Annotated in this window: 22 protein-coding genes and 1 riboswitch; of the genes, 9 read left to right on the top strand and 13 right to left on the bottom strand. The window is 48.2% G+C overall.

Annotated elements, in window-relative coordinates:
- Together FJ023_06145 and FJ023_06140 are read right to left on the bottom strand one after the other, a co-directional pair.
- Positions 1 to 1,643: hypothetical protein (locus FJ023_06145; GenBank protein MBM4446918.1), on the bottom strand; the 1,643-nt coding region annotated here is incomplete at its 3' end.
- A gap of 28 nt (positions 1,644 to 1,671) precedes the next feature.
- The gene (locus FJ023_06140) at positions 1,672 to 1,881 is read right to left on the bottom strand and encodes a hypothetical protein (protein MBM4446917.1); all 210 of its coding nucleotides are present in this window, start codon (positions 1,879 to 1,881) and stop codon (positions 1,672 to 1,674) included.
- A gap of 71 nt (positions 1,882 to 1,952) precedes the next feature.
- Positions 1,953 to 2,037: riboswitch (cyclic di-GMP riboswitch) on the bottom strand.
- 277 nt (positions 2,038 to 2,314) lie between these two features.
- Between FJ023_06140 and FJ023_06135 the strand changes: the two genes are divergently transcribed.
- The 5 genes from FJ023_06135 (at position 2,315) to secF (ending at position 7,720) form a co-directional block, all read left to right on the top strand.
- The gene (locus FJ023_06135) at positions 2,315 to 2,512 is read left to right on the top strand and encodes a helix-turn-helix domain-containing protein (GenBank protein MBM4446916.1); all 198 of its coding nucleotides are present in this window, start codon (positions 2,315 to 2,317) and stop codon (positions 2,510 to 2,512) included.
- A gap of 237 nt (positions 2,513 to 2,749) precedes the next feature.
- Positions 2,750 to 3,775, top strand: coding sequence for a peptidase S8 (locus tag FJ023_06130; GenBank protein ID MBM4446915.1), 1,026 nt, complete (start codon positions 2,750 to 2,752; stop codon positions 3,773 to 3,775).
- Between the two features lie 179 nt (positions 3,776 to 3,954).
- Complete coding sequence (locus FJ023_06125) at positions 3,955 to 5,436, top strand: CCA tRNA nucleotidyltransferase (protein MBM4446914.1); 1,482 nt, start codon at positions 3,955 to 3,957, stop codon at positions 5,434 to 5,436.
- Positions 5,437 to 5,477: 41 nt separating this feature from the next.
- Entirely contained in the window at positions 5,478 to 6,815 is a 1,338-nt protein-coding gene (gene secD / locus FJ023_06120; protein ID MBM4446913.1) for a protein translocase subunit SecD, read from the top strand.
- On the top strand, positions 6,812 to 7,720 hold the full coding sequence (secF, locus tag FJ023_06115) for a protein translocase subunit SecF (protein ID MBM4446912.1): 909 nt from the start codon (positions 6,812 to 6,814) through the stop codon (positions 7,718 to 7,720). Before secD ends, secF begins: the two co-directional genes overlap by 4 nt.
- A 51-nt stretch (positions 7,721 to 7,771) precedes the next feature.
- Here the strand turns inward: secF and FJ023_06110 are convergent, their stop codons facing one another.
- A complete protein-coding gene (locus FJ023_06110; protein ID MBM4446911.1) occupies positions 7,772 to 8,809 on the bottom strand; it encodes a histone deacetylase in 1,038 nt (345 codons plus the stop codon).
- Positions 8,810 to 9,117: 308 nt separating this feature from the next.
- Between FJ023_06110 and FJ023_06105 the strand changes: the two genes are divergently transcribed.
- The gene (locus FJ023_06105) at positions 9,118 to 10,026 is read left to right on the top strand and encodes a cation transporter (protein MBM4446910.1); all 909 of its coding nucleotides are present in this window, start codon (positions 9,118 to 9,120) and stop codon (positions 10,024 to 10,026) included.
- 242 nt (positions 10,027 to 10,268) lie between these two features.
- Positions 10,269 to 11,102 carry a DegV family protein gene (locus FJ023_06100; protein MBM4446909.1) on the top strand — a complete coding sequence of 278 codons (834 nt, stop codon included), beginning with the start codon at positions 10,269 to 10,271 and terminating at the stop codon, positions 11,100 to 11,102.
- A gap of 159 nt (positions 11,103 to 11,261) precedes the next feature.
- Here the strand turns inward: FJ023_06100 and FJ023_06095 are convergent, their stop codons facing one another.
- The 8 genes from FJ023_06095 to FJ023_06060 all read right to left on the bottom strand — a co-directional run bounded on the left by FJ023_06095 (position 11,262) and on the right by FJ023_06060 (position 19,011).
- Positions 11,262 to 12,644 carry a PAS domain S-box protein gene (locus FJ023_06095; GenBank protein MBM4446908.1) on the bottom strand — a complete coding sequence of 461 codons (1,383 nt, stop codon included), beginning with the start codon at positions 12,642 to 12,644 and terminating at the stop codon, positions 11,262 to 11,264.
- Positions 12,645 to 12,681: 37 nt separating this feature from the next.
- Positions 12,682 to 12,915 (bottom strand): hypothetical protein, encoded by a 234-nt coding sequence (locus FJ023_06090; protein MBM4446907.1) that lies wholly within the window; start codon positions 12,913 to 12,915, stop codon positions 12,682 to 12,684.
- Positions 12,916 to 13,192: 277 nt separating this feature from the next.
- Entirely contained in the window at positions 13,193 to 13,627 is a 435-nt protein-coding gene (locus FJ023_06085; protein ID MBM4446906.1) for a DUF3795 domain-containing protein, read from the bottom strand.
- The gene (locus FJ023_06080) at positions 13,620 to 15,212 is read right to left on the bottom strand and encodes a peptide ABC transporter substrate-binding protein (GenBank protein MBM4446905.1); all 1,593 of its coding nucleotides are present in this window, start codon (positions 15,210 to 15,212) and stop codon (positions 13,620 to 13,622) included. The genes FJ023_06085 and FJ023_06080 overlap by 8 nt, the downstream gene beginning before the upstream one ends.
- Before the next feature lie 13 nt (positions 15,213 to 15,225).
- Positions 15,226 to 15,915: a JAB domain-containing protein gene (locus tag FJ023_06075; GenBank protein MBM4446904.1), complete on the bottom strand. Its 690-nt coding sequence runs from the start codon at positions 15,913 to 15,915 to the stop codon at positions 15,226 to 15,228.
- Positions 15,916 to 17,121 carry a peptidase MA domain-containing protein gene (locus FJ023_06070; GenBank protein MBM4446903.1) on the bottom strand — a complete coding sequence of 402 codons (1,206 nt, stop codon included), beginning with the start codon at positions 17,119 to 17,121 and terminating at the stop codon, positions 15,916 to 15,918.
- A protein-coding gene (gene prfB, locus FJ023_06065) for a peptide chain release factor 2 (protein MBM4446902.1) occupies positions 17,118 to 18,225 on the bottom strand; the annotation gives its coding sequence in 2 pieces (ribosomal slippage) (positions 17,118 to 18,155 and positions 18,157 to 18,225; 1,107 coding nt in all). Before prfB ends, FJ023_06070 begins: the two co-directional genes overlap by 4 nt.
- Before the next feature lie 9 nt (positions 18,226 to 18,234).
- Positions 18,235 to 19,011 (bottom strand): deoxyribonuclease V, encoded by a 777-nt coding sequence (locus tag FJ023_06060; protein MBM4446901.1) that lies wholly within the window; start codon positions 19,009 to 19,011, stop codon positions 18,235 to 18,237.
- A 90-nt stretch (positions 19,012 to 19,101) separates the two neighbouring features.
- Between FJ023_06060 and rpsP the strand changes: the two genes are divergently transcribed.
- The gene (gene rpsP / locus FJ023_06055) at positions 19,102 to 19,440 is read left to right on the top strand and encodes a 30S ribosomal protein S16 (protein ID MBM4446900.1); all 339 of its coding nucleotides are present in this window, start codon (positions 19,102 to 19,104) and stop codon (positions 19,438 to 19,440) included.
- Positions 19,440 to 19,670, top strand: a complete 231-nt coding sequence (locus tag FJ023_06050; protein ID MBM4446899.1) for a KH domain-containing protein — start codon at positions 19,440 to 19,442, stop codon at positions 19,668 to 19,670. Before rpsP ends, FJ023_06050 begins: the two co-directional genes overlap by 1 nt.
- A 94-nt stretch (positions 19,671 to 19,764) precedes the next feature.
- Here FJ023_06050 and FJ023_06045 read toward each other — a convergent pair whose 3' ends face one another.
- Together FJ023_06045 and atpD are read right to left on the bottom strand one after the other, a co-directional pair.
- Positions 19,765 to 20,190: a F0F1 ATP synthase subunit epsilon gene (locus FJ023_06045; GenBank protein MBM4446898.1), complete on the bottom strand. Its 426-nt coding sequence runs from the start codon at positions 20,188 to 20,190 to the stop codon at positions 19,765 to 19,767.
- The gene (gene atpD / locus FJ023_06040; GenBank protein MBM4446897.1) at positions 20,190 to 21,584 is read right to left on the bottom strand and encodes a F0F1 ATP synthase subunit beta; all 1,395 of its coding nucleotides are present in this window, start codon (positions 21,582 to 21,584) and stop codon (positions 20,190 to 20,192) included. The genes FJ023_06045 and atpD overlap by 1 nt, the downstream gene beginning before the upstream one ends.
- Between the last annotated feature and the right edge of the window lie 2 nt (positions 21,585 to 21,586).

Here is a 21,586-nt window from a genome sequence, read left to right as displayed (position 1 = left end):
GGCTTAGCGTTAACGGTGACTAAGGTGGTGGCGTTATCTGAGGTGCAGGTGCCGTCATTTACAATCAAGGTATAGCTACCGGCCATCGCCAGTGTAGCGTTAGGTATAGCGTGGTTCTGGGTGCTGGCGATAAGGTTAAAGTTGGGGTCATACCAGGCATAAGAGGCCATAAGTGCTGGGCCGCCGCTGAGGTTAATGGTAGCGCCCTCGCACACCGGTGAGTTAGAGGCGGCGGAGGCGATGGGCTTAGCGTTAACGGTGACTAAGGTGGTGGCGTTATCTGAGGTGCAGGTGCCGTCATTTACAATCAAGGTATAGCTACCGGCCATCGCCAGTGTAGCGTTAGGTATAGCGTGGTTCTGGGTGCTGGCGATAAGGTTAAAGTTGGGGTCATACCAGGCATAAGAGGCCATAAGTGCTGGGCCGCCGCTGAGGTTAATGGTAGCGCCCTCGCACACCGGTGAGTTAGAGGCGGCGGAGGCGATGGGCTTAGCGTTAACGGTGACGTTTTTGCTGCCGGTACACTGGCAGCCGGCGCTAGTGGTGACGGTGATGCCGATGGTGATGGGGCTGACTGAGCCGGCAGTCCAGGTGATGGTTCTTGTACCCTGGCCTGCGGTGATGGTGCCGTTAGTAATTGTCCAGGTATAGGTAGCGCCTACTCCGGCATCTGGGACAGAGGCTGTATTGCTGGTGGAACCGGCGCAGACTGAAGCAGGAGCGGTGATGGTACAGTCAGGAATGGTGCAATTCATGTTGCCAAAGTCCCTCACCGAGGCTATATCATCATCGCCTAGGACGATGCTATAACTGCCGGGAGGGATGGGGGTAGGAGCTGTCTGGGTCCAACCTGACTGAAGTACTTCGGTAATAGTGTAGGTGCCAGCCACCAGGTTGGAAAAGGCATAGCTGCCGTCGGTCACGAGGGTTGTGATGCTGAAAGGGAAAGTTATGCCGTCGATTGTTGTTAACAGGTTGATAGTCCAGCCACCCAAACCTGGCTCGCCCATTTCCCTGGTGCCACTGGCATTTAAGTCGTTGTATTTGGTGCCTTGGATTACTCCGGGTGGTTCAGTGGGTATGGGAATGGGAATCTTCTTTTGACCTATTCCTGGCGACTCAAGGTAAAAGTGAGCGCTGGAACCACTTGTTTGTGATGCTCCATTGTGGGGTGCTGTCCAGTTGGTGGGGTATACTGGTGGGCCATAGCGGTCGCCACCCAAAGCATTGGTAGGAGGGGCGTTTAATCTGTATTCCTGACCGGCTTGCCACCAGATGAAGGTGGGGGCAAGACGTGCCTCGAAGTAGAAGGCAATTGATTGACCTGCTGGAATCGCGGGGAGTCCAGCATTAGGTGTTAATCGCCAGTAGGCTTGTTTTGGAGGGTTAGCTTGATCGTCGGGAGTCCCCACCGGAAAAGTCCGGTTAATCACGGTGGGAGTGAAAGTGCCAGTACGCCACGTTTGGAAATTGGATGGAAACACATCGTTTGGCTTGCCACTGCCAGGGTACGGGTCTCTAATCTTATAGGAGAAGTTTCTTATCAGGTCTACGAAAATAGCATTCTTATTACTTGCATAGAAGTCAAATGCAATATCAATGTTAGGCAGAGGCGCTCCGCCGTAGCCATCCAATACCAGCACATAGGATACCCAATCGGCCTCTCTCCAGTTAGGTCCAAGGTCCCCCCCCCGTCCAGTCGCCTAACCAGCCTGGGTAGCCACCAGTGCGATCGTCGAGGTGCCAGCCCCAGAAAGACTCATTTCCCGCCGATACTGGCCGTGGTGCTGTTGTGGCCAATCCCATAGAGAGCAGTAAGCTGAGGATGACAGTAACAGCCAGGCCACGGAACAATCTAGTGTATTTGCCTTCTTTTCTCATGTAGTCTTTGCCTTTAATTTATTCTCTAAGCCTATCTTTTCTTGCGTGCAAGAAAGAGAAAGAAACCGACACAAAAAATGGGTCGGTTTCACTACTGGCTCGGCACCAACCAAGTGACCAAATTGCGGCCGGCGCTTCATTGCCCCCCAATTGTATTTAAATTGTATTTAATATTTAGTAGGGCCATAATCGCATATAAGGCGCTCATTGTCAAGTAACTTATCATAACAAAACCTCACCATGTATAGGACTTTTTTACTAGAAGGACTTTTTAGTGATAATTGTATAGGGCTAATCTACCATGTCATTCGGTACCTTTGGGTGATTGTGTAGTGACATAGAGTGAGTTAAAGTTAATATAGATAATCTAGAGTAGTTAGGATGATTTAGAGTAGTTAAGACGATTTTAGAGTAGGCATAAGGAGTTTTTGGCATGGCGCGTATTAGTCAATCAAACGGTATGTTAACAGGGCGACAGTTAGCCCGGCTTCTCAACGTGCATATTAATACGGTGCGACGGTGGGATGACAGAGGAGTACTGAAGGCATACCGCATCGGCCCGCGAGGTGACCGCAGATTCAGCAGGGAGGATATTGCTCTGTTCATTGCAGAGAAGGGCGGGATTAGCTAAAAGGCTAAACGAAGAAACCTCTCCCGAGCACGGCAGTAAATAAGTCCGTACCACACCAGTTTTATTTCCTCCATTAAGGGCAATATGCCTTTGTTTGCGTATCGCCATTATCCTGTGCATCTCCTTGAATGCTGCTTAGGAACTTAGTCCTGGTTTGTGTTGTGACCAAGTTACCACATCAAAACGTGACCTACGGGCGATTCGAAAACGGACTAGACCATATAAACTAACACAGAAATGATCAGAATAAAGTTTATATGGTTACCGGTTTTACTTCTCCTCTGCCTGGCGGCAAGTTTTCTCCCCTTTCAGGCGTTGCCAGACAGCTTTGAGGCTATGACAGGCTCTGTGGCTGTCGTTGCTTCCAACTCTGAGTCTGTTAGTTATAGAGCGGCTGTGGCAACTTCGGAGGGTGACTATTCTGGCAGGCAGTGGGCTATCCCGAAGATTATGGCGCCTCAAGCCTGGGAAATTGCATCAGGAGAGGCCAGCATTGTTATCGCTATCCTGGACACGGGGATTGATAAGGAGTATGAGGGCCTGGCTGGCAAGGTGATAGCTGAAGTTAATTTCACCGATAGCCCGACCACCAAGGACATATATGGTCATGGTACGCATATTGCCGGCATAATTGCCGCTGCGGCAAATAATGGCGTGGGTGTTACTGGCGTGGCATACAATTGCCGTTTGATGAATGTCAAAGTGGCTGATGACCAAGGCAGATTTTATGGTTCGGCAGCGGCTAAGGGTATTACCTGGGCAGTGGAGCATGGCGCCAAGGTTATTAATATGAGCCTGGTCAGCACCGAGCCGTCGCCAGGCTTGGAAAAAGCAATTGACTATGCCTGGAGCCAAGGAGCTGTTGTAGTAGCTGCAGCCGGCAACTTCGTAGGTACAAAAGTAGTGTATCCAGCTTATTACTCCAATTCTATTGCTGTGGCAGCTACCGACAGTAATGATACTGTAGCCTCGTGGTCGAGTCGTGGTAATTGGGTAGATGTAGCAGCTCCGGGTGTGGGCATCTATTCCACGTTGCCTGGTAATCGATATGACAACAAGAGTGGCACTTCAATGGCTGCAGCTCATGTATCCGGGTTGACCGGCCTCCTCTTTGCCTTGGGAAGCGATAACAATAGCAATGGCTTTGTCAATGACGAGGTGCGAGCAGCTATTGAGCATGGCTGTGACGAGCTTGATATCAGTGCAGTTAAATGGCGTATCAATGCTTTTCATGCGGTAAATGAAGTTTTAACCTCCAGATAGTCGGAGCTAATCAATCCGATTATGTCTACCATCCACAGAGATTGTTCCGTCGCTGGCTACGAGGCTAAAGCCTCGTGGCTACATGCTGTTTAGGATGGCTCTCCTTTCCAAAGAAAAGCCTAATAGACGATACACTTTAGTCTTTACAATTTTACTGCCCCGGGGTATAATCTGGGGCTATGCCTGACATCAATCAAAACCCGCTTGGCCTCCTGGCCAAAATATCCACCATTCTCACCCCACATAAGTGCCCAACTTATGTAGTCGGTGGCTTTGTCCGCGATTGGCTGCTAGGCAGAGAGACAGCCGATATTGACGTTGCCGTAAGTGGTGACGCCTTGAATATGGCTCAGGAAGTGGCAAGAGCCATTGACGGCAGGTATGTGCTGCTGGATGAGGCGAATATGGTGGCCAGGGTGATTGTTGCCGATGAACACCTGTGGCATCTGGATTTCTCTTCTTTCTCAAACAGCATCCAAAATGACCTGGCACGACGTGACTTCACCATTGACGCCATGGCGGTGGAGCTTCAAGGCCTGATTTCGGGGTCGCCTCAGCTTATTGACCCCTTCTCCGGAAAAAGCGATTTGAAGAAGAGGCTGGTGCGGGCAGTTGGCCAGCGGATTTTCGAGGAAGATGCGGCAAGGTTGCTGCGGGGTGTCAGGTTGGCTGCTGAGCTTGGCTTCAAGATCGAGCCTGGAACCGAAAGTTTAATTCGAAAAGACTGCCGATTGGCTAAGCTGGTTCCCGGGGAGAGACTGCGTGAAGAGCTGGTGAGGATATTGGCTTTGCCCGGCTCCGGTGAGACGGTGCGCTATTTGGACAAGTTAGGTTTGCTCACCGAGATAATTCCTGAGCTGGAGGAGATGAAGGGAGCGAAGCAGCCGAAAGAGCATTATTGGGACGTCTTCGACCATTCTGTAGAGACGATGGCTGCTGCGGATTTTTTGCTCCGGGAGAACCTATGGAAATATGGCAAAGAGGACTTGTTGACAGTAACCCCGTGGTCGGAGGAGATAAGTAAGCATTTCGATGAGGAGGTGTCCGGCGGCAGCAATCGAAGGCTGCTGCTCAAATTGGGGGCACTGATGCATGATATTGCCAAACCGACGACCAAGACGGTTGATGAAACAGGCAGAACGCGTTTTTTGGGACATACCAAGCAGGGAGCGGCTATGGCGGCTGTGATTTTAGAGAGGCTGCGGTTCAGCGGTCGGGAGATAAGATTGGTGGAGAATCTGGTTTATCACCATCTCCGCCCCGCCCAGATGGCTAACGATGGCTTGCCTACCAGCCGGGCTATTTATCGGTATTTTCGTGATACCGAGGAGGCTGGAATCGATGTCCTGTTTCTAGCCCTGGCTGATTATCTGGCTACTCATGGGCCCAAACTTGACATTGAGGAATGGCAGCAGCATAATCAGTTAATTAGCTATATACTGGCCGAGCATTTAAAGCAGGAGGCTGAGGTTCTGCCGGTCAAGTTGATTGATGGCCATGATTTAATCGATATCTTTGGCTTGAGGCCGGGGCGTCTGGTCGGTGGGCTTTTGACTGAGGTGCGAGAGGCTCAAGCGGCTGGGGAGTTAAGCACGAGGGAGGAAGCCCTAGAGCTGGTGCGTAAGGAATTGGAGAAGAGACAGTGCGGTATGGCTTGTTGAGATTTTTCAACCGATTTAAATTACTAGGAATGGGTGATTAATTGAAAAGAGGAAATGCCCCTCTACTCATTTTCATACTGATTCTTTTCGGCTTTTCCCTGTGGGTGATATTGCCGGGTAATGGAATATTCGGCAGGGATGACTTTAAATTGGGGCTTGATCTCAGTGGAGGCAGCCATTTAGTTTACAGCATCGACTTGACCAAGAAAGACCCGGCACAGACAGATGCTGACGTTATTGAGGGCGTGAAAAACAAAATCGAACGGCGAGTTAACGCCTACGGTGTGACTGAGCCCATAGTTCAGACAATTCGGAACGAACGAGGCAGCTTCGTTCTGGTCCAGCTTCCTGGCGTCAAAGATATTGACGAGGCGATTAAGCTTATTGGTCAGACGGCTGAGCTTGATTTTAGGGAGATGGAGCTTGATGCGTCTGGCCGGTTAGTGTTTGATGAGACTGGTAAGCCCAAGTTCACTGCGGTTGCTAAGGCCAAAGGCAGCGATGGGCAAGAAAGGGAACTCACTGGCAAGTATCTAAAGCCAAATGCCCAGGTTGTTTTAGAGCCACAGACCAATAAGCCTGAAGTGGCTTTTGAGTGGAACGAGGAAGGCGCCATTCTCTTTGAGCAGATTACGCAACGCAACTTGCAGAAGCCGCTGGGTATATACTTGGATGGCGAACCCATCTCTTGGCCGACAGTGCAATCCGTGATTAAGGAGAGAGGGGTTATTACTGGGCTAAATCTAGAGGAAGCCAGGACACTGGCTATACAGCTTAACTCGGGCTCTCTGGATGTGCCCCTGACAGTAGTTGAACGTAGAGATATCGGGGCTACATTGGGTGAGGATTCTCTGCGGAAAAGCCTGATGGCAGGAATAATCGGATCGGCTATGGTGGTTCTATTTATGATTGCCTATTACCGTTTCTCTGGTTTTGTGGCCTGTCTGGCGCTGGTTGTTTTTGTAGCATTGAACCTGGCTATTTTTAAGCTAATTCCGGTGGTTTTGACACTCCCAGGTATTGCCGGCTTTATTGTATCCATAGGTATGGGAGTAGATGGGAATGTTCTTGTGGCCGAGCGTTTGAAAGAGGAACTGAGACGCGGGCGTACTCTGGGGGCGGCAGTAGAGGAGAGCTTCCGCCAATCTTGGTCAGCCATCTTTGATGCCAACGTAACCGTCTTTATCGCCTGTGCCGTCCTTTACTGGTTGGGAAATACGTTCGGCAATTTTTTGGTCATAGGTTTTGCCACCACTCTGTTCATCGGCACGGCCTTGAGTATGTTTACACAGGTTGTGGTTACTAGAACTTTTCTACGTACATTTGTGGGACTTGGCGTGGCAAGAAGACCGGGCGCTTACGGAGTATTGAAACAATGATTGATTTGGTTGGCAAAAGAAACTGGTTCTTTCTAATCTCAGCTATTGTAATCATTCCAGGTATAATCTCACTGGCTGTTTTCGGGCTTAAGCTGGGAGTAGATTTCAGCAGTGGCACTGCCATGACCTTGCATTTCGATAAGGAAATAGAGCTAAGTACATTGCGTCAAGAGTTTACTAGCTTGGGTTATGATAGGGCCGTTGTTCAACCTGCTGGCGAAGGAGATTTCTTTGTTCGTCTCCCGGAAATATCTGCTGAGGAAAACACAAAGCTAAAGGAAGGTTTAGAGACAGAGTTAGATACCAAAATTGAAGTTAGCAGCCTTTACAGCGTTTCGCCAATTGTAGCTAGGGGAACGGTGAGTAACACTATTATTGCTGTTGTGGTGGCTTCGGTAGGTATTTTGCTCTATATCTCTTGGGCATTCCGCAAGATGCCCAATCCCTTCCGCTGGGGCACCTGCGCCGTTATTGCCCTGGTGCACGATTTGGTGGTGGTTATCGCTGTCTTCTCTATTCTGGGTTGGGCGGCTGGTGTTGAGATCGATGCCTTGTTTGTTACCGGCGTGTTAGCGGTTGTCGGCGTCAGTGTGAATAACATCGTGGTTGTCTTTGACCGCATTCGAGAGAACTTGAAGCGAGGGGTGAGCCGCGACTTTGAAGTGATAGTAAATTACGGTATCACCGAGTCTATGGGACGCTCTCTAAATACAGGTCTGGCTACTCTTTTCGTTATAGTGGCGCTTTTTCTACTTGGTGGAACAACTACCTATAATTTAGTGTTGGCGCTTCTCATTGGTATCGCTACTGGAATCTATTCTTCCCTGTGCATTGCCGGGCAGCTTTTGGTAGTTTGGGAAAAGGGATTGGCTTCTCGGCAAAAGGCAGTCAGTAGTCCCGCTTGAAGTGGAAATGCTGCAAGGTTTTAGCCTCGTCGAATCGGCTTAAACGCTATGTCAAGACTCTATCTGGTGGATATCCTTCACCATTTTTATGAAATTATCGAAATCTATTGGTTCTGTTTTTCCTTCTTGTTTGCCCAGAGGGTCAAAGGTTTCACGGTTTCCCTGAAGTATGTTAAGCGTGGCACCTATGGATAGAGACAATGCCTCAAGGTGGTAGCCACCTTCTAAGGTAAAGGCCATACGTCCTTGACATAACATATCAGCTAATGTCTTTATGATCTCTACCAAGCGGGCCAAGCCGGAGACACTTAATTGCATTAGAGCCAGGTTGTCAGCCCAGTGCCCATCATAGCCGGCGGAGACCATGATCAGTTGTGGCTCGAAGCGCTTGGCCACTGGTGCCAGGATGTCTTCGAAGACTGTCTGGTATTCGTCATCTCCCCAGCCAGCCAGTAGGGGCACGTTAACAGTAAAGCCTTCGCCATCTCTGGCTCCGGTCTCATCTATGCTGCCGGTTCCCGGGTAGAACGGGTATTCGTGAGTGGAGAAATAGAGGACGTGGGGGTCAGTATAGAAGGTGTCCTGTGTGCCATTGCCATGGTGGACATCGAAATCGACGATAAGTATTCGCTTGATGTCGAAGTTGGACAGGGCATACTTGGCGGCCACAGCTATGTTATTGAACAGGCAGAAGCCCATGGCTTGCCAGCATGTGGCGTGGTGTCCTGGTGGCCTAACCAGGGCGAAAGCGCTATTAACCTGTCTGTTCATCACTGCATCAACTGCTGCCAAAGCGCCACCAGCAGCATAGGCAGCCGCATTGTATGAGCCCGGTGACATTACGGTATCAGGGTCAAGCCAGCCCCCGCCTCTTTCCGCTTGATTTTGGATTCTGGAGATGTATTCGGGGGCGTGCACTGCGGCTAATTCGTCAATTGTGGCGGCGCGTGGTGATACTGAGATAAGCTTGTCTTTGAGGTGATTCTCCTCGAGGTGGGACATGGTGGTTATCAATCTCTGGGCGTTTTCGACATGCGTTCCGGTATCGTGCTCTAGATAGACTGGGTCGTAAATCAAGCCTACGCTCATTGTGACTCTGTCTCTTAAAAGTTGTTCAAAAGCAAGCTATGAAGAAGAGCGTCACTATGATATCAGAGCTGGGTCTGGTGAGCAATATAGAGGCATTTACTAAACAATCCATTTCCATTTTCAATGTGGTTGCGACCCTTTAGGGTTGCCTTTTACACTTGGCTAAATCTACGATTTTCTGGGTATAGCGAGGCTAAAGCCTCGCCACTACATTAATAAACGGCCTTAAATACCTTATTTGTTTTATTGGGGCATAAGTGGTAAACTCGTAGCCCGAAAAGCGAATTATCGCAAGGAAAAGCCATTTGATGTTTTCAACTGAAAAGGGCGCTGCTAATCTCTTAATCGGGGTTGTTATTGGGCTGATATTGCTGAAGATAATTGTTGGCTGGATTAGCGGCAGCATCAGCGTGTTTGCCCAGGCAGCGGATAGTTTTCTGGACCTCTTTGCTGGGCTGGTCACATTTTTTGCTGTGCGCATTGCTACCAAGCCGGCTGATGAAGAACATCCTTTTGGTCATGGCAAAGTAGAAGATATGGCCGGTGCGGTGCAGGGGGTGCTCATTTTTGTTGCTGCTGGGCTGATAGTCTATTCGTCAGTCGGGCGGATAATAAACAGGACTACTATAGGGCTGGCTGAGGCAGGAATTGGAGCGATGGCTGTCTCCATGGTTGCCAGCATTCTGCTTTCGCGCCACCTGCTAAAGGTATCCCGAGCTACCGGCTCGGTGGTATTGGAGGCCAATGCCCGCAATATCACTGGTGATATCTATTCGACAGCAGCAGTGCTGGTTGGGTTGCTGGTGGTGCGACTCACCGGCTTAAGCATACTCGATCCGATAATTGCCATCGGTATTGCTATCTATATCGCGAAATTAGCCTATGATGCCATAAACAAACCGCTTCTTGGGTTGGTGGATGCCAGCCTTCCCAGTTCTGAGCAGACGGTCATAAAATCTTGCTTATCCGAGCAAGGCAGTCAGATAGTTGGCTTCCATGAATTGCGCACCCGCCGCTCTGGAAACCAACGCTATATTGATCTCCATCTGGTAATGGCCAAGGACATCAGTCTGGAGCAGACTCATCGGGTGTGTGACCTGTTAGAGCATGATATCCAGGCGCGATTGCCCCGAACCAATGTTACTATTCATGTTGAGCCCTGTGATGGTAAATGCAAGCGGTGCTCGGTGAATTCATCTGTCTGTCAGACCAAGTAATTGGCTTTATCACGGTGGTTATCAAACTGAGAGAGCCCAGATTTTCCTAGCTTAATCCTTGCCATTCCGGGTCTGGCTTGTCTCCTGAAAGCATCTATCCCATAGTGAAGCGAGCCTGAACAGGGAGAATGCTACTTCTTAACCTCTTGTATTCAGCAGCGGAGATGGAATATAATACCTAGTACTACTAGGCATTCGACACAAGTGAAAGCAAGAGGCAGTTTGGAGTAAAGGAGGAAGCTGTGGTTAAGCTTGTTACTGATAGCGTGTCTGACCTACCACCTGAGGTGGTCAAAGCCTTAGAAATCACGGTAATCCCGTTACATGTCCAATTTGGCCATGAGACCTATAAAGATAGGGTTGACCTGAGCTCTGAGGACTTTTACCAGAAGTTAGAGCATAGTTCTACGTTGCCTACTACCTCTGCCCCTGGCCCTGGTTTTTTTGCTGAAGTCTTCGATGGTCTGGCTGCGAAGTATAGCCAAATTCTGGGCGTGTTTCTGTCTCGAAAGTTGAGCGCCACCTATGATGCAGCGGTACAGGGTGTAAATCTAATGAAGAGAAAGTGCCAGGTGGAAATTGTCGATTCTACACTGGGTATAATGGGGCAAGGACTATTGGTTATGGAGGCAGCCAAAAGAGCTCTATCTGGAGCCAACCTCAGCGAGCTTGTCGGTATGATATCAAAAACCATCCCACGAATACATATCCGAATTACACTTGATACCCTCGAGTATTTGGCCAGAGGAGGACGCATCGGCAAAGTACAGGCTTTAATGGGGTCGATGCTTAAGATGAATCCTATCCTTGGTATAAAAGATGGTGTAGCTTTTCCTTTTGCCAGAGTGCGCTCGAGAGCTAAGGCTACGGATTGGCTTTGCGAGTTTGCATCGAAGTTCAACAAGGTAAAGGCATTGGCTGTGGAGTATGGCACCAACGTAGCTGAAGCTGAGGCGTTGGCCAAACGTATCGCCTCTGTGTTTCCAAAAGTCCCAATCTATCTATCTAATGTTAGCCCCGTTATCGGCACACATACAGGTCCTAATGTTCTATCGGTAACTGTCATGGAGGAGTAGCAAACAGCTACCGTGCAACGTGGTAGCGGTGCTATGTATTCTGTGGGCGTAATTTGATATGTGTTGCTCAATAATGGAAGCTTCTGAGGTCCAAGGCCTATCGTACTGGTTGCTAAACGCCACGAAGGAAAACTAGAATCATATGCCTGTCTGCTTTTATCACAGTGTCCCGGTGTCTTCGCCACCATAGAACCTATAGGTATCCCGACCTTGCTCCTTAGCCCAGTACATGGCGGCGTCGGCATTCTTTAACAAGCTTTCAATCTCCTTACCATCTTCGGGGTAAATAGCAATGCCGATGCTGGTTGTGATATCGAGCCGGTGACCATCAAAAACAAATGGCTGTCGAAAGACATCTAAGATTCTTTGGGCTAACTTGGTAACATGATTCGCCTGGGATATTTGTGGCAGCACCAAAACAAACTCGTCTCCACCTATGCGGGCAATCGTATCGCTCTTGCGCATAATACCTGTTAGCTGCTCTGCAACAGCTTTCAGTAATTGGTCACCGACGCTGTGCCCCATAGCATCATTGATAGCTTTAAATCGGTCCAAATCGAGCATCAGTACGGCCAGCCTGTTACCACTGCGCCGTGACAGAGCCAATCCCATCGTAAGACGGTCACTTAACAATGTTCTGTTGGGCAGGCCAGTCAGGGAATCATGTGTGGCCATATCAGCAAGTTTTTGCGCAAGCTGCTTGCGCTCGGTAACATCACGGCTGACCGACCTAAATCCGACAATCTTTCCCTTCTTGTTTCGCAAAGGAGAGACCGAATTTTCTAAGAACATTTGCGTTCCATCTTTTCTAATGGTTGCAAAAAGATACGATTTCAGTGACTTGCCTGTCCGATAGACTTTATTCCAGGCCTTATATACGCTCTTTACATCCTCCTTGGGTACGTAGACTCGATAGTTCATTCCGATTAACTCTTCCCGTGAGTATCCGAATTGACGACAAGCTGCGTCATTGGCGAAGGTGAAGTTACCAGCGAGGTCTACCTCGTAGTAGCCTTCTTCTATCTCCTCAAGTATGGTCCGATATCTCTCCTCTGACCGCCTTAAAGCCTCCTCCATCTGCACGCGTTCTGTGACATCATGGCCAATACCACGGAATCCGATGACCTCACCCTGTGCATTCCATAGGAGAGAAGCCGAGGTCTCAGCAATTCCAGTGGTACCATCCTTTCGAATGACTTTGTAAATAAGATTTTTGATCGGCTTCCCGGTCCGATAAACCTGATTAAATGCCTGGTACACAGCTTGAGCGTCCTCTTTGGCTATATGGCCTCGATAGTTCATTCCTAGCATCTCTTTGTTTGAATATCCTAGAAGACGGCACTGCGAGTCATTGACGAAAGTGAAATTACCAGCCAGGTCAACCTCAAAATAGGCATCTTGCATCTCATCCAAGATAGTCCGATATCTCTCCTCTGATTGTCTTAGGGCTTTTTCCTCCTGTTTGTGTTCGGTTATGTCCATAAAACTTTCCACAGTGGTCTGGTTTCCTATATATTCGGTTGATGTACCTTTCTTTACCATCTAAATTACCTCGCAGTTTCTGCTCTGTGTAGTCTAGTTAGTTCCTAGCGCAGGGAGTTGGCGTGCTTAAATTTTGCATCCGGGACAATGTAACTAGCTGTTCCGGCGCAATGTCTGTATAGCTTGTTAGCTCTTGGAGCAGTGAGTTAGCATACTGAGATTTTTCATCCGGAACAATATAGATATCTGTTCCGGCACAGCATATCAAAGCTTGAGCCAGTTCTGCCAGCTCATCCATGCTGGGTTTGTTTTGTTCACCCGTCTTTTCCATTTGATCAGTCACCTCCCCCTGTTCGATAATTTATCGTTGAATCAGTTGAATCTAATATACCATCCCTCGGAGCTATTATGAATAGCCTAAAGGTAACTTTACGAGTAGGAGATTATGTATGGGAAAGAAGTAATATGGCTAATAATAAGGTCTCTGGATCAAAAGGCGGTAGCTCGATATACCATATCTGCCACTTACTGCGCTTTCAATTTGTAACCTTTGGGTAACAAGCCAACAGAAAAAGCTATAGAGGATTTATGGGCATAAGATGATTTGGCTATGTGCGTGCAACTGGTCCTTTGCCTATCACTATTTGGCCCCTGTAATATAGCGAATACATTTGACCTATCGTCTGATTCCAGACTTGCTCACCCTGAAGCTTCCGTAAAGTCAGGCTGTAGGCTTTGAGGTTGTGAGGCAAACTCTCGGCTCTGTCGGTGCAGGGTAACAGTTTAGAGCAGGGGAATTCTGAACAGTCAGAGCAGAACTCCACTTCTTTTTCTTTGGCACAGACATAAGTTGCACACTGTTCGCCAATAACGGGACAATGGCCGTTAACAGCTCGGCATCCCTGGCATTTGGCCTTTTCTGGAGGTAGCTGCATCCGCTGTGACAAGGTGTCTCTCAATTTCTCGTCGGATAGTGCTTTATATAACGGACACATACCACAGTGAAGTCCACAGGGAGCGGGTAAACCAGTTTTGTTACTCATTTACACATACCTCTTTTAGTGTGGGAATACCCTGAGCGTCCAGTTTATAGTTCTTGACATAAGGTTTAATTAGAAGATAAGTCTTACCGAACCACAGAGGCAGGCAGGCGGCTTCGTCTACTAGTATCTGCTCGGCTTGCCGGTACAGGTTAAATCTGGTGGTCTCATCCTGCTCTACGCCTGCCTGGTCGAGCAGGGCGTCTACGTTTTGGTCGCTATAGTTACCCGTGTTATACTCAGCACCAGTGTGGAATAGTATGTCCAGGAAGTTCTGTGGATCGGGATAGTCAGCAATCCAACCAGTAATAAACATCTCATCAGCCTCCTCTTTTAAGAAGTAGGAGAATATCTCTGGCTCAAGCTGTCTTACGCTTACCTCCACGCCAAGATTTTCTCGCCAGTCTTGGATTATGGCACCTAGATATTCCGGTATATTGCCTCCCCAGCCAGAGGTGGTAAGCGTAATAGGCGGTAGGTTGGCCGCACTGCCATATTTTGAATTAGCGATGAGTTCCTTTGACTTAGCTATATCGTAGCTAAGCCCCCCCAGATTTTCGTTATAGCCGGGCATGTTCAGCGGCAGAATACCATCGGCTTTGGTCATCATCCCTTTGAGAGTTAGCTTGATGATCCGTTCTTTATTTATGGCATGGCAAAAAGCCCGGCGGATGTTGACATCATCAAAAGGTGGCTTCTGGGTATTGAATCCTATATAGAACAGGCTTAGCTCTGGGAATACAGCCAGTTCTTTGTAGAAAGGTCCCTGTTCATCTGCTGCCCTATCGATGTAATATTCGTCGACCTCGGCTACGTCGATTTCACCCATTTCATACATCGCCATTGGAAGACCGGCTAGTAGATGGAAGACTACTCTCTTGATAGTGGCTGGCTGACCGTAGTAAAGCTCGTTTTGCTCCAGCACTAATATATCGTCTGTTTTCCATTCCTTAAGCTTGAATGGGCCGGTACCGTTTGGCTTGAGCCACCATTTTTTGCCGGATTCTACATTGGCTTTATCAACAACAAAGGCAGTAGGGTAGGTTAGCTTGGCCAGAAAATAAGCCTTAGGAGCGTCAATGGTGATCTTTAGGGTGTAATCGTCGATAATCTCGACACCGCTTATGTCTATAGTCTTGCCTTCCAGTACATCTTTCACACCGACGATATCGCCTAAATATGTAGCTGCTGTTTGCGAGACGGTTTCAGGATGGCAGGCTCTTTCCCAGGAATATTTGAAGTCCTGGGCGGTAACTTCTCTCCCATCGTGGAACTTTGCTCCTCTGCGCAAATAGAAAGTGTAGGTTTTACCATCATCGCTTCTTTGCCAGCTTTCGGCTATGTCCGGCACCGGCTTTGCCTCGTCACCAAGACTGATCAGGCCGTTAAAAATTTGCATAACGTAGGCGTGTGAAGTCATCTCGCTGGATATCGCCGGGTCAATTGTTATCGGGCCGGTGTCCCACAGGTTGAGCACTCCATTTTCTCGGGTGGGTGTTTCCTCTGGCAGGCAGTTAGTGATGAATGGTAAGGCAACTAAAGCACAAAGAAGTGCACCCAGTAGTGTGAAATGCCAAGCTTGTTTCATTTGTTTTTGGGCCTCAAAATAGATTTTTCGCTTTCATGCTTAAATGGTCTCTATCACAGATGATTATGTGGTCGAGGACTTCGATGCCCAGGATTTCACCGGCTTCGACAAGGCGCTTGGTTAGCTTGATGTCATCTTCGGAGGGGGTAGGGTCACCAGAGGGGTGATTGTGCATGAAGATTACTGAAGCAGCACAGGAAGAGATGGCATCTTTGAATACCTCACGTGGATGCACGATGCTGCAGTCAAGGCTGCCGATAGAGACCCTATGCGTGTTTATCAGATGATTTCTAGTGTCCAAGCAGAGTGCAAGGAAGTGCTCTTTCTTCTTGCCCTTTAGCTGGTTTCTGGCTGCTTTTATGGCATCCTCTGGAGATTTAACCGTGATTTTGGGGCCTTCGCTGGAGGAATCTTCCAGCCGTTTGCTCAACTCAAAGGTGGCTTTGATCTGAGCGGCTTTGGCCGGACCAATGCCTTTTATTTGAGTTAGTTCTTCCATAGAGGCAGAGGCGAGGTTCTTAAGATTGCCGAATTTACTCAGCAGTTTCTGTGCGGTGACAATTACTGATTCGCCTTTAATTCCTCGTCCCAGAATCAAGGCTAGAATCTCCTGGCTGGACAGAGCTTCGCTGCCCAGCTTTAAGAGCCTCTCCCTAGGCCGTTCAGAAAGCGGCAGGTCATGAACGGTGAAAGAGTCCTTCAATCAAGGCACCTCTATTAGTATGTTTGCTGTCACCAGTTTACCCAGCGTCTCATCCCAGAGGGAGGTTTCTGGACTGGTCTCCCACAGCGAGATATGCTGGAATCCAGGCTGCGATTGCTTGTGGCTAGTTATATAGTTTCGCCATAGTGCATCAAGTCCATCCTGGTCGAACCCATAAACCTCGGTCAGTGCTTCATCGCAAGAGTTACCTTCTTTTAATAAATTTAGAAGGTGAAGCATTTTATCTTTGCCATAGTTTTGGATGAGGAATTCGACCAGGCTTTGACTTTCAGCATAAGAGATATAGGCCTCTTCAGTTTTGGCTGAAAATGGACTGGATAGGCTGCGTACCGAAATGAGTTTCTGTTGAGTGGTTGCCTTTTTGAGCCACGCCTGGAGATAGGGGTCTGGTTCGCCTTCGGCGTGCATGGCTAAGCCTTCATCTAGCCAGGTGGGTAGAACGGCTCCGTAGGGACTGAAAGTTATCTGATGAGTTACCATGTGGCCCAGCTCGTGAGCTAAAGCCTTTTTCCCCCAATCCAGTTCATTTGCAGGAACACCAATGGCGATAAGGCCGTATTCAGTAAAAGCGACACCGCCTGTCCATTCTTGTGGGAAAATCATGGCACCCTGGAGGTCTCTGGTGCTGGCATAGATGAATATACTTATAGGCCTTTCAGGATAGACACCGGTGTCTTTAGCCAGCCTTTCCAATGCCTGGTTGCAAGCAGCCATCAGTTCGTCAGCAAAGGATTGACTACCTTTATACCAGAAGAGGCTAAGTTGCCCTGAAGTTAACTTTTGCCAGGAATAGCGGAGGTCGTCAAAGCGAATTACCTTAGAGGGAGTTATCAGTCTATCCCCGGTTTTATCTTCGATCGTCCACCAGTATCTGACTGTGGCCCCGGCTAACAGATTGGCTTTTCTCATATCCCATATCCATTCTGTTCCCACTTTTGGAGATGGCGTGAAATCAGGCCAGGCTTCGCTAGTAACTTGAGCATAGTTCATTCTATCAACTTGATAGTGAAGACGTATTTTAGTGATATTGCTCTGGCTTGTGGTCTTGATTTTGAAGACTAAGGCAGAGGGGAAATATATCTCAGCAGTGCTGTCTAGTAGAGAGATTCCGTCTTGGGAATAGGTAATCGTCGGTGTAATAAATAGAATAATAGCCAGGATTAGCGGAATGAACCATTTAGTCATTTTCCCTCTCCCAGTTTGTGACGCAGATAGGCGGTGATGAAATCATCAAGCTCTCCGTCCAGGACAGCGGTGGTATCACTGGTTTCGTAATTAGTGCGATGGTCTTTGACCATTCGGTAGGGATGGAGGACATAGCTTCTAATTTGGTTACCCCAGCCAGCTTCAATGCGTTCGCCTTTGAATTTAGCCTTTTCCCTCTCCTTTTCAGCGCGCTTTAGTTCAAGAAGGCGAGCATAAAGCACCTTTAGGGCGCTCTCTTTGTTCTGACGCTGAGAACGTTGACTTTGACAGGCCACTACTAGTCCAGTAGGTAGATGAGTTATTCTAACAGCACTGCTTGTTTTTTGCATGTGCTGTCCGCCTGGTCCGCTTGACCTGAAGGTATCTATTTTCAAATCCTCAGGATTTACCTTGATATCTATTTCCTCTTCAGCTTCGGGAAGGACTTCGACCAGGACGAACGAAGTATGACGGGCATGGTCGGCATCGAATGGGGACAGGCGAACTAAACGGTGGACCCCGTGCTCTGATTTTAAATAGCCATAAGCATAATCCCCTTTAATTTCCACAGTGGCACTCTTGATACCAGCCTCCTCACCACTGGAGGTATCTAGTATTTCGGTTTTGTATTTGCGCTGTTCTGCCCAGCGCATGTACATTCTAAACAGCATTTCTGCCCAGTCCTGGGACTCGGTGCCGCCAGCGCCAGCATGCACAGCTAATATGGCATCTCTGGTGTCATATTCGTCACTCAAAAGCAATCTGGTTTCCAGTTCATCGAGTTGAGAGGTTATTTCCTCTATGTCTCGCTGGGTTTCTTCTCGAAGAGATTGTTCATTTTCTTCGATGGCTAAGATTGTCATGTCAATAAGATCAGTGACTTTCTTCTCTAGCTGACGCCAGGTCTGGGCCATATCCTTAGTAGCTACTAGCCGACGCATTGTGGACTGTGCCTTAGCTGGATCTAGCCAGAAGTCTGGCTTAGTGGTTTCAGCCTCTAACTTGGCGATTTCCATTTCCTTGTTTGGAATGTCAAAGACGCACCATTATGTCTGAGATTCGATGTTGCAGAGCTTCTAGTTTATCCTTTTCTTCCTGCATTATTCACAACTCCTATTCTGCATGTGGATTGGTTGAGTCAGAAGGCTGGGTAAATAATCTCTGTTGTTGATTATCAAGGATGGGTACTGGTTTACCGCTAGCAGCAATATGGGCCAATCGAGAAGGCTCAGGAAGTCGTTGGTTGCGGCAGCACTCCATTACCCAATGGATGGCTGTTGGGAGGTCAATCTTATGACCGATAGAAACGTAGAGTGGGCTCACATTAGCTTTAGTTCGCAAAGCGACTCCGATAATCTCGCCGTTGTCAGTAAGTTCAGTGTAAGCACCGGCTTCAGCGGTTGTGGATGCATGGGTGCCACACAGGCGTGATTTGGCACAGCCTATAGTGGGTATGTCGAGGAGCAAACCTAGGTGTGAGGCGATTCCAAAGCGTCTGGGATGAGCAATTCCTTGGCCATCCGCTAGAATAAGGTCGGGGTCGGTAGATAGTTTTTGACAAGCAGCCAATACTAACGGGGCCTCTCTGAAAGATAAGAGGCCGGGTATATAAGGAAAATTGAGTTTATCCTCTGCGGTTTTGACCTCAATCACCTTAAGTTCGGGGTAGTTGAGGATGACCGCAGCAGCCCGAGCAATCCCTCTGGCGTCTGGTGCCGATATATCAACACCGGCGATAAAGCGAGGTTTAATGGCCTCGCTTTTGCGTGATACTTGGCTAGCCAGCTCCGTTTGTATCTGTTTAGCTTGGGCGATACTTATTTGCCAACCGTGCAGCTGCTGTATTTTCACATCCTTGATTATAATGGCTGAGTTCACTGGTGGCAACATCGGAAGTGCTGACATGTTGACAGGTATGGTAACTTGGTGCATAATAGCCTGTAAAAATTATCGAGGAGGCTTAACCTAAACGGGTAGCTCATGGTAAAGATAAGATTACGGCGGGTTGGCACCAGAAATAAACCTATATACCGAGTTGTAGTGGCTGATCACAGGTCACCGAGAGATGGCGATTTTATCGAGATCATCGGACATTATAATCCGTTGACTGAGCCGGAGACATTTGTTGTTGATGAAGAAAAAGCGCTGAAGTGGCTTAAGCATGGTGCCAAGCCAACAGACACTGTATTAAGGTTGCTGTCTAAAGCGGGGGTAATGGATAAGTTTAAGCCAACTGCTGCAAAGAAGACACGGGCAACAAAACCAAGAAAGACGAAAACCACAGCCAAAACCAAATCAACTACTGAGGAGTCATCATAATGAAGGAGATAATAGAGTACATCGCCAAGTCTATTGTTAACGCACCTGATGATGTAAGAGTTACTGAGGAAACTGATGATAAGAATATGGTGGTGGTGAAGTTGGAAGTTGCTCCAGATGATAAAGGGAGAGTGATTGGTAGGCAGGGCCGTGTTGCTGAGGCGATGCGAACCCTGCTTCGTGTGGTGGCGACTAAAGAGGGTATTCGTGTCAGGCTTGAGATAATATAGTTGACCTGTCAGGTACACCGTAGGTCAGTGGTTTGGTAATTGAAAGCTCCTGTAATTCCGATATACAATCGCCTGCTGATTTGCTGAAGGATAATTATCGCCCTGCTGCCGACTTTCGGCGTCTCCTTTCAGCTACCTTAAGACGTACAAGAGAGCGAAGAAGAGCAGCTTGGACTTGTGCCACGTCTACTTCCGGTGTAAGGGTTTTGAGCCTTTCTTCAGCTCGACGTTTAGCCGCTTCGGCGCGTTCAATATCGATTTCTTCGGCGCGTTCACAGGCATCGGCCAGGATTAAGATTTTATCGGGACGTACTTCGAGGAAACCACCGGAAACAGACATGTATGTTTCCTCGCCATCTTTTCTAATTAGTACTTCTCCCGGTTTGAGCATGGTTATTAAAGGAGCATGGTGTGGTAGTATACCTAGCTCTCCCTCAACGCCTGGGGCGACCACCGTATTTACATAATCAGAAAAAACCTGGCGCTCAGCCGTTATGATTTCGAGTCTTAGAGTTGCCATTATCCTTCCTCAAGTTTCTTGGCTTTGGCTACTGCTTCGTCAATGGTCCCAACCATGAAAAAAGCTGCTTCAGGTAGCTGGTCATGTTTGCCTTCTAGAATTTCCTTGAAACCGCGTACTGTTTCTTTTATAGGAACATATTTGCCTTCGGTGCCAGTGAAAGCCTCAGCAACGAACATAGGCTGGGAGAGGAATCTTTGAATACGACGGGCTCTGGCTACGGTAAGCTTATCCTCGTCGCTCAATTCCTCCATCCCCAGTATGGCAATTACGTCTTGAAGGTCTTTGTAGCGTTGCAATACCCGTTGTACACCGCGAGCAACTTGATAATGTTCTTCACCGACAACTTGTGGGTCGAGAATACGAGAATTCGAAGTTAGTGGGTCGACCGCAGGATAGATACCAAGCTCGGCTATAGAGCGTTCCAATGAAATTACCCCGTCAAGGTGACCGAAAGTGGTTACGATTCCGGGGTCTGTATAGTCATCAGCAGGCACATATATGGCTTGGAATGAAGTAATGGAACCTCTCTTTGTAGACGTGATTCTTTCTTCTAGTTCGCCGACATCAGTGGCTAGTGTGGGTTGGTAGCCGACAGCAGATGGCATGCGACCAAGAAGTGCTGACACCTCCATATTAGCCAGAATGTGGCGGTAAATGTTGTCGATGAACAAAAGTACATCCTGTCCTTCTGCTTCACGGAAATATTCTGCCATAGTTACGCCAGTCAAGCCAATTCGCGCTCGGACTCCAGGAGGTTCGTTCATTTGACCAAAGACCATCATGGTCTTTTCGATGACACCAGATTCTTTCATCTCTCGCCAAAGGTCGTTACCTTCTCTTGACCTTTCACCCACGCCGGCGAATACGGAGAAGCCGCCGTGCTCGGTGGCAATGTTATGAATCAGCTCCATTATGATGACAGTCTTGCCTACTCCAGCGCCACCGTAAGCGCCGATTTTACCACCTCTAGTAAAAGGAGTAATCAAGTCTATTACCTTTAGACCTGTTTCCAGCATTTGAGTTGTTGTTTCTTGATCTTCCAGTGGGGGTGGGGGACGATGAATTGGAAGCCTTTCCTTGGTTTTCACGGGGCCAAGATTATCTAATGTTTCACCGAAGACATTAAACAATCGCCCTAGAGTGGCTTTTCCTACAGGCACAGTTACCGATGCTCCAGTGTCAACCGCCTCGGCGCCTCTTTCTAGCCCATCAGTAGGACATAAAGCCAGACAGCGAACCCAATTATTGCCTGCATGTTGTTGAACTTCAAGAACAATTTTCTCGCCATCTTGATTAATCTCGATGGCATTATAGATTGCTGGTAACGCTTCTTGAGGGAATTCTACATCAACTACTGTTCCGATTACTTGAACTACTTTGCCTTTTGCCAAAG

It is taken from the genome of Chloroflexota bacterium, assembly GCA_016875875.1.
Taxonomy (GTDB): Bacteria; Chloroflexota; Dehalococcoidia; order GIF9; family UBA5629; genus 9FT-COMBO-48-23.
Note: the sequence above shows the minus strand (reverse complement) of the source record. Positions and strands in the feature narration are given on the sequence as shown.